Below are 7,649 nucleotides of genomic sequence, written 5' to 3' on the forward strand. Positions count from 1 at the left end.
GGCCGCGCCCGGCACGGGGGCGGCGGGCGCCGTCGGGTCGGGCGCCGGGGCCGCGGGCGGGCGCGTGGGGAGCTCCTCACGCATGAGGACGAGGGGCACGGTCGAGGAGCTGGAGGCGGCGGGGCTCGGCACGCCCTTGACGGTGCCGTCGGGGTCCAGGAAGACGGGGTCGCCGCCGGGGACCATGCCCAGCTCGCGCGCGCGGCGCTGCAGGGCGTCGGGGGCCGCGTAGGCGTCCACGTCCCGCTGCAGCGCCTGTTCCTCGTCGGTGAGGCTCTTGGTCTCCTCCTTGAGGTCGCCGAGCCGGAACGATCCCTCGCTGAGCGCGGAGTTCAGCACGAGCAGACCGATCAGCCCGCCGCCCAGGAGGAGCACGACCAGGAGCACGAACGGGGTGCGCGCGGCCTGCCCGGACGCCGTGGGGAGGAGCCGCGCGAGCCGGGCGGCCCGCCCCCTCAGTTCGGGTTTCCTACTCACGCGCCCTCCCTGCCGGTCGACTCACGCGCCCCTCGCCCCCTTCTGCCTTCTGCTCGTCCGCCTCACCCTGTGTTCCAGGTGCTCTCGGTGCTCTCGGTGGCCTAGGCGTCCTCGCGGATGCGCTCCGCTCCGCGCAGCCGGGCGGGAGCGGCCCGCCGGTTCTCGGCGACCTCGTCCTCGGTGGGAAGTTCGGCACCGCGGGTGAGCAGCTTGAGCCGGGGCTGGTAGCGCTCGGGGACGACGGGCAGCCCGGGCGGCGCGGTGGTGGCCGCTCCGGCCGCGAGCACCTGCTTGACCAGCCGGTCCTCCAGCGACTGGTACGACAGGACGGCGATCCGGCCGCCGACCGCGAGGGCCTTCACGGCCGCGGGGACCGCCCGCTCCAGGACCGTCAGTTCGCCGTTGACCTCGATGCGCAGTGCCTGGAAGGTGCGCTTGGCGGGGTTGCCGCCGGTGCGCTTGGCGGCCTGCGGGAGGGCGTCGCGGATCAGCTCCACGAGGCGGGCGCTGTTGGTGAACGGCTCCTTCTCACGCTCGCGGACGACCGCGGAGACGATCCGCTTGGCCTGCTTCTCCTCGCCGTACGCGCGCAGGATCCGCACCAGTTCACCGGCCGGGTAGGTGTTGAGCACCTCGGCCGCGCTCATCCCCGTCGTCTGGTCCATGCGCATGTCGAGCGGGGCGTCCTGCGCGTAGGCGAAGCCGCGGTCGGCCTCGTCGAGCTGCATGGAGGAGACGCCGAGGTCGAACAGGACGCCCTGCACGCGCGGGACGCCGAGGCGGTCGAGCACCTCGGGCAGTTCGTCGTAGACGGCGTGGACCAGGGTGGCGCGCTCGCCGAAGGGCGCGAGCCGCTCGCCGGACAGGCGCAGCGCCTCCTTGTCGCGGTCCAGGGCGACGAGGCGGGCCTCGGGGAACCGGGTGAGCAGCGCCTCGCTGTGGCCGCCGAGTCCGAGGGTGCAGTCGACCACGACGGCGCCGGGCTCCGTGAGGGCCGGGGCCAGCATGTCCAGGCACCGCTGGAGCATGACGGGAACGTGGCGGCTGTTGCTCAAGGGGCCCTCTCAGGTCCGGCGCGGCGTCACGCACCGCCGGGTCCCCGCCCTCGCCCGGCCGGCGCCGGGCGGCACCGGAGGCGTCAGCCGACCGGGAGCGGGAGGAGGCCGAGCCGTACGTGCGCGCCGCGCACGCGGGGAGGGACCGGACGGTCGCCGGCCCTCCTTCGATGTCAGTCCAGCAGGGGGAACCTCGCCTCCCGCTTCGCGTCACTTTAGTCCACGGTCCCCCGCGGTCAATCAACCGGCCTGCGCGTCGCGGCCCCGCCGGCCGACGGACGGCGAAAGGGCCGGAACCACCCGCCCGGCCGCCCCCGCGGAGCCCTTGTGGAGTACCTCACAACAAGCGTCACGGCTGTTCTTTGTCCATGCTCACAGCGCGCCCGCGAAGCCGGTGACCAGTAACGTCGTAGCCATGACGACTTCCGCACCAGTACCCACCGGACCCGACGCCCCCATACCCTCCCAGGGCACCGTCACCGACCGGCTCGTCGACGCGAACGAGCGGTACGCCGACGCGTTCGCCGACCCGGGGATGGACGCGCGCCCCGTCCTCCAGGTCGCGGTCGTGGCCTGCATGGACGCCCGCCTGGACCTGCACGCCGCACTCGGCCTGGAGCTGGGTGACTGCCACACCATCCGCAACGCGGGCGGGGTCGTCACCGACGACGTCATCCGCTCCCTGACCATCAGCCAGCGGGCGCTCGGCACCCGCAGCGTGGTGCTGATCCACCACACCGGCTGTGGTCTGGAGTCCCTCACCGAGGAGTTCCGGCACGAACTGGAGATGGAGATCGGCCAGCGCCCGTCGTGGGCGGTGGAGTCGTTCCGGGACGTCGACCAGGACGTGCGGCAGTCGATGCAGCGGGTGCGCACCTCGCCCTTCCTGCTGCACACCGACGACGTACGCGGCTTCGTCTTCGACGTGAAGACGGGTCTGCTGCGCGAGATCGACCCCGTGTAGCCCGTTTTCGTCACCCGGCCCGGGGCAGTGGGACCGCTACATCGAGCTGTCGCAACCGGTTGCACCGCGCCCAAAAGACCACGAGCCCGGCATATCGCGAGCAGTTGTCCACAGGCGAGTGACACGAATCGGTAACGGCGGCAAGAATGCGGGTGTGGCGTCACGCGGAACTTTTCACGCGTGGTGTCCGTGTTCCGGGGTGGGCCGGTCCGCGACGCGGGGCGTCGGCCCGGGGAGTTGGGGTTTCTCCTGCTCCTCCAGTGCTAGGGGAAGGGCCGAGGAGGGCCGGGTGACGACCTATGACGATCGAGCGAGCCTCACAGATCTGACCGCCACTGTGGATCGGGTCCGCAGTTCGGTCGAGGAAGTGATCGAGGGCAAGCCGGAGGTCGTACGGCTTTCGCTGACCGTGCTGCTCGCCGAGGGACATCTGCTGATCGAGGATGTGCCCGGCGTCGGCAAGACCATGCTGGCCAAGGCGCTGGCGCGGTCCATCGACTGCTCGGTGCGCCGCATCCAGTTCACGCCCGACCTGCTGCCGTCGGACATCACGGGTGTGTCCATCTGGGACCAGCAGCGGCGGGACTTCGAGTTCAAGCCCGGGGCGATCTTCGCGCAGATCGTGATCGGCGACGAGATCAACCGCGCCTCGCCGAAGACCCAGTCCGCGCTCCTGGAGTCGATGGAGGAGCGCCAGGTCACCATCGACGGCCACAGCTACGAGCTGCCGAGCCCGTTCATGGTGGTGGCCACGCAGAACCCGGTGGAGATGGAGGGCACCTATCCCCTGCCGGAGGCGCAGCGCGACCGCTTCATGGCGCGGGTCTCCGTCGGCTATCCGAGCGCGGACGCGGAGCTGCGGATGCTGGACGTGCACGGCGGCCCCTCGCCGCTGGAGGACATGCAGCCGGTGGCCCACGCGCACGAGATAGTCAAACTGGTCGAGGCCGTGCGCGCCGTGCACGTCGCCGAGCCGGTCCGGCGGTACGTGGTCGACCTCGTGGCGGCCACCCGCACCCACCCCGATCTGAGACTCGGCGCCTCGCCGCGCGCCACGCTGCACCTGCTGCGCGCGGCGAAGGCGTCCGCCGCCCTCAGCGGCCGGCAGTACGCGCTGCCCGACGACGTGCAGGCGCTCGCCGTGCACGTCCTGGCGCACCGTCTGCTGCCCACCGCTCAAGCCCAGTTGAACCGCCGGACGGCCGAACAGGTCGTCCAGGACATCCTGCAGCGCATCCCCGTCCCCTCGGCCTCCCAGTCGCCGAACGGCATCCCCGTGAGCCGCGGCCCGTCCGCGTTCGGCCGGCCGCCCCGGAGTCTGTGATGACCGCCGCGGCGCCGGCCCCCGCCCCGGAGCGCGACGACGACAAGGGGGGCCTGCGCACCACGCTCGCCGGCCTCACCACCCGGGGACGCTCCTTCCTGGCCGCCGGGGCCGCCGCCGCGGTCTGCGCCTACGTCCTCGGGCAGAGCGACCTGCTCCGGGTCGGCCTGCTGCTGGCCGTGCTGCCGGTGGTCTGCGCGATCGCGCTGTTCCGCACCCGCTACCGGGTCTCGGGCAACCGTCGCCTGACCCCCGCGCGCGTGCCCGCCGGCGCCGAGGCCCGCGTCCACCTGCGGATGGAGAACGTCTCGCGGCTGCCGACGGGGCTGCTCATGCTCCAGGACCGGGTGCCGTACGTCCTCGGTCCGCGCCCGCGGTTCGTGCTGGACCGGGTGGAGGCCGGGGGCCGCCGCGAGGTGTCCTACCGGGTGCGCTCGGACCTGCGGGGCCGCTATCCGCTGGGCCCGCTGCAGCTGCGCCTGACCGACCCCTTCGGCATGTGCGAGCTGACCCGCTCCTTCTCGGCGTACGACACCCTGACGGTCGTCCCGCGCGTGGAACCGCTGCCGCCGGTCCGCTTCGGCGGCGAGGCCAGGGGGTACGGCGACGGGCGGCAGAGCTCGCTGGCCCTCGCGGGCGAGGACGACATCATCCCGCGCGGCTACCGGCACGGCGACGACCTGCGCCGGGTGCACTGGCGCTCCACCGCCCGCCACGGCGAGCTGATGGTGCGCCGCGAGGAACAGCCGCAGCGCGCGCGGTGCACGGTGCTGCTGGACACCCGGGGCGCCGCCTTCGCGGGCGCCGGTCCGGGCTCGGCCTTCGAGTGGGCGGTCTCCGGCACGGCGTCCGTCCTGGTGCACATGCTGGAGCGGGGCTTCTCCGTACGGCTGCTCACGGACACCGGCAACGCGGTGCCGGGCGAGGGCACCGACGGGTTCGCCGGCACGAGCCAGGGGTCCGCCGACGCGGCGGGCCTGATGATGGACACCCTCTCGGTGATCGACCACTCCGACGGTACGGGGCTGTCGCGCGCGTACGACGTGCTGCGCGGCGGGAACGAGGGACTGCTGGTGGCCTTCTTCGGCGACCTCGACGAGGAGCAGGCGGCGGTGGTCGGCCGGATGCGCCGGCGCAGCGGCGGGGCGGTCGCCTTCCTGCTGGACGGCGGGGCGTGGGGGCACGATCCGTCCGACGCGCCCGCCGCCGGCGCCCCGGACCGGGGCGAGAGGACACTGCGGACGCTGAACGAGGCGGGCTGGACGGCCGTGCGCGTGGGGCGGGGCGCCGCGCTGGCGGACCTGTGGCGCCAGGCGGACCGGCAGCGTACGGGTACGGCCGCCGTGGCCGGTCCGGGTGGTACGGAGGGATGGTCATGAGCGGTCGGGCGAGGGTGGCGCTGTGCGCCTGGGCCGCCACGCTGACGGCGGCGTGCGCACTGCTGCCGCTGGTGGAGGACACCCTGTGGATCGTGCAGACGGCGTTCCTGCTGGGGGTGCAGAGCGTGGTGGGCGCCCTGTCCCGCCGGGTTCCGCTCGCCCGCCCGCTGACCGTGGCGGTCCAGGCGCTGGTGTCGCTGCTGCTGCTCACCCTGGTCTTCGCCCGGGAGCGGGCGCTCGCCGGGTTCGTCCCGGTCCCGGAGACCTTCGGGCACTTCTCCGGGCTGCTGCAGACGGGCGTGGAGGACATCGGGCGGTACGCGATCCCGGCGCCGCTGAGCGACGGCATCGAGCTGATGATCGTCGGCGGTGTGCTGGTCATCGGCCTCATGGTGGACGCCCTCGCGGTGACCTACCGCAGCGCCGCCCCCGCGGGACTCCCGCTGCTCGCCCTGTACTCGGTGGCCGCGGGGCTGTCCGACGGCGCGGCGTGGCTGTGGTTCGTGCTCGCCGCCGCGGGCTACCTGATGCTGCTCCTCGCCGAGAGCCGCGAGCGGCTCGCCCAGTGGGGCCGGGTCTTCGGCGGCGCGCCGAACGCCGCCGCCCCGGAGACCGGCCGGGCGGCACTCGCCCCGGTCCGCACCGGCCGGCGCATCGGCGCGGTGGCGCTGGGTGTCGCCCTGGTGGTGCCGCTCGCCCTGCCCGCGCTGGACGGCGGGCTGCTGGACGGTACGGGCACCGGGGTGGGGTCGGGGTCCGGGGGCGGCGGCACGATCTCCGCGGTGAACCCGCTGGTGTCGCTGCGCGACAGTCTGAACGTGGACCAGGACCGCGAGGTCATGTCCTACCGCACCGACAGCGAGCAGACACAGGACCTGTACCTGCGCATCGTCTCCCTGGACGAGTTCGACGGCACGGCCTGGAAGCCGGCCCAGCGGCGCGTCCAGGACGTGCCGGACCCGTTCCCGGCCCCGGCCGGGCTCGGCCCCGACATCAGGCGCACCGAGATCGCCACCCGGATCTCGGCGGCGCGGAACTACGGGCAGGACTGGCTGCCGATGCCCTACCCGGCGACGGGCGTGGACATCGCCGGCGACTGGCGCTACGAGCCGGTGGGCCGCACCCTCGTCGGCGACCGCGGGCAGAACACCCAGGGAATGAGCTACGGGGTGCGGAGCCTGATCACGCAGCCGACCGCGGAGCAGCTGGCGGGCGCGCCGGAGCCGCCGGAGGAGATCAGGCGGGAGTTCACGGACGTACCGCGGTCGCTGCCCCGGGTGGTGGCGCAGACGGCCCGTGACGTGACCGCGGACTCGGCGAACGACCACGAGCGGGCGGTGAAGCTCCAGGACTGGTTCGCGGTGAACGGCGGCTTCACCTACGACACCGAGGTGGAGGTGGGCAGCGGTTCGGCCGCCATCGCGCGGTTCCTGCGGGACAAGGAGGGCTTCTGCATCCACTTCTCCTTCGCGATGGCCGCGATGGCCCGCACGCTGGACATCCCCGCACGGGTCGCGGTGGGATTCACCCCGGGTTCCCCGCAGTCGGACGGTTCGATGACGGTGGGCCTGCGGGACGCGCACGCGTGGCCCGAGCTGTACTTCGAGGGGGTGGGATGGACCCGCTTCGAGCCGACCCCGACCCGCGGGACGACCCCGTCGTACGCGCAGACCGAGGCGCCGGGCGTCAGCGGTGTGCCGGACGTGCCCCGGCCCACGCAGTCGGCGTCCGCCGCGCCCTCGGCCGAGCCGTCGGCGAGCGAGAGCTGCACGCCGCGGCAGGACGGGCCGGTGCCGTGCGAGAGCGAGTCGCCGTCGGCCGGGGCGGGCTCGGGCGGTGACGGCCCGCGGTGGTACGTGATTCCCGGGTGGATCCTGGTCTCCCTCGCGGTGCTGGCGCTGCCGCTGCTGCCCATGCTGTGGCGGATGCGGATGCGCGCCGTCCGGCTCGGCGCACACGGCCGCACGGGGGAGGGCGCGGCCGTCCGCACGCTGGCGGCGTGGCAGGAGGTGACCGACACGGCGTGGGACCACGGGATCGCACCGGACGAGTCGCGGACGCCGCGCAAGGCCGCGGAGCGGATCGCGCGGCTCGGGCAGCTGGACGAGGCGGCCACGGCGGCGCTGCACCGCATGGCGGGGGCGGTGGAGCAGGTGCTCTACGCCCCGCGTCCGCAGCAGGCACCGGGCATCGCCCAGGACGCCCGCCAGGTCGCGGAGGCCCTGGGCGCGGGGGCCGGCCGTGGCACGCGGCTGCGGGCGCTGCTGGCCCCGCGGTCGGTGGTCCGCGTGGTCTGGGCGGCATCGGCCCGCTGGGCGGCGCTCAGGGCGGGACTGGCGGCCCGCCGCCCCACCACCCTGCGCCGGCCGTCCCGCCAGGGCGGCTGACCGGGTCCTGCCGCACCGCACGAGGCGCCGAACGACCGCGCCGCACGCCGGGTCAGCCCGGCG

6 protein-coding genes are annotated in these 7,649 nt (G+C 74.2%); 4 read left to right on the forward strand and 2 right to left on the reverse strand.

Going from position 1 to position 7,649, the window contains the following annotated elements; genetic code table 11:
- Nucleotides 1-477: hypothetical protein (locus UW392_RS34435; RefSeq protein WP_320779132.1), on the reverse strand; the 477-nt coding region annotated here is incomplete at its 3' end.
- Between the two features lie 101 nt (nt 478-578).
- Nucleotides 579-1,532 carry a 16S rRNA (cytosine(1402)-N(4))-methyltransferase RsmH gene (rsmH, locus tag UW392_RS34440; RefSeq protein WP_320779133.1) on the reverse strand — a complete coding sequence of 318 codons (954 nt, stop codon included), beginning with the start codon at nt 1,530-1,532 and terminating at the stop codon, nt 579-581.
- Nucleotides 1,533-1,947: 415 nt separating this feature from the next.
- On the opposite strand from rsmH, the gene UW392_RS34445 reads away from it, so the two are divergent.
- The 4 genes from UW392_RS34445 (at nt 1,948) to UW392_RS34460 (ending at nt 7,586) form a co-directional block, all read left to right on the forward strand.
- A complete protein-coding gene (locus UW392_RS34445) occupies nt 1,948-2,496 on the forward strand; it encodes a carbonic anhydrase (RefSeq protein WP_320779134.1) in 549 nt (182 codons plus the stop codon).
- Nucleotides 2,497-2,785: 289 nt separating this feature from the next.
- The gene (locus UW392_RS34450) at nt 2,786-3,820 is read left to right on the forward strand and encodes a MoxR family ATPase (RefSeq protein WP_320779135.1); all 1,035 of its coding nucleotides are present in this window, start codon (nt 2,786-2,788) and stop codon (nt 3,818-3,820) included.
- On the forward strand, nt 3,820-5,199 hold the full coding sequence (locus tag UW392_RS34455; protein WP_320779136.1) for a DUF58 domain-containing protein: 1,380 nt from the start codon (nt 3,820-3,822) through the stop codon (nt 5,197-5,199). The genes UW392_RS34450 and UW392_RS34455 overlap by 1 nt, the downstream gene beginning before the upstream one ends.
- Nucleotides 5,196-7,586 (forward strand): DUF3488 and transglutaminase-like domain-containing protein, encoded by a 2,391-nt coding sequence (locus UW392_RS34460; protein WP_320779137.1) that lies wholly within the window; start codon nt 5,196-5,198, stop codon nt 7,584-7,586. The genes UW392_RS34455 and UW392_RS34460 overlap by 4 nt, the downstream gene beginning before the upstream one ends.
- The last annotated feature ends 63 nt before the right edge of the window (nt 7,587-7,649 follow it).

It is taken from the genome of Streptomyces sp. CRN 30, assembly GCF_034105845.1.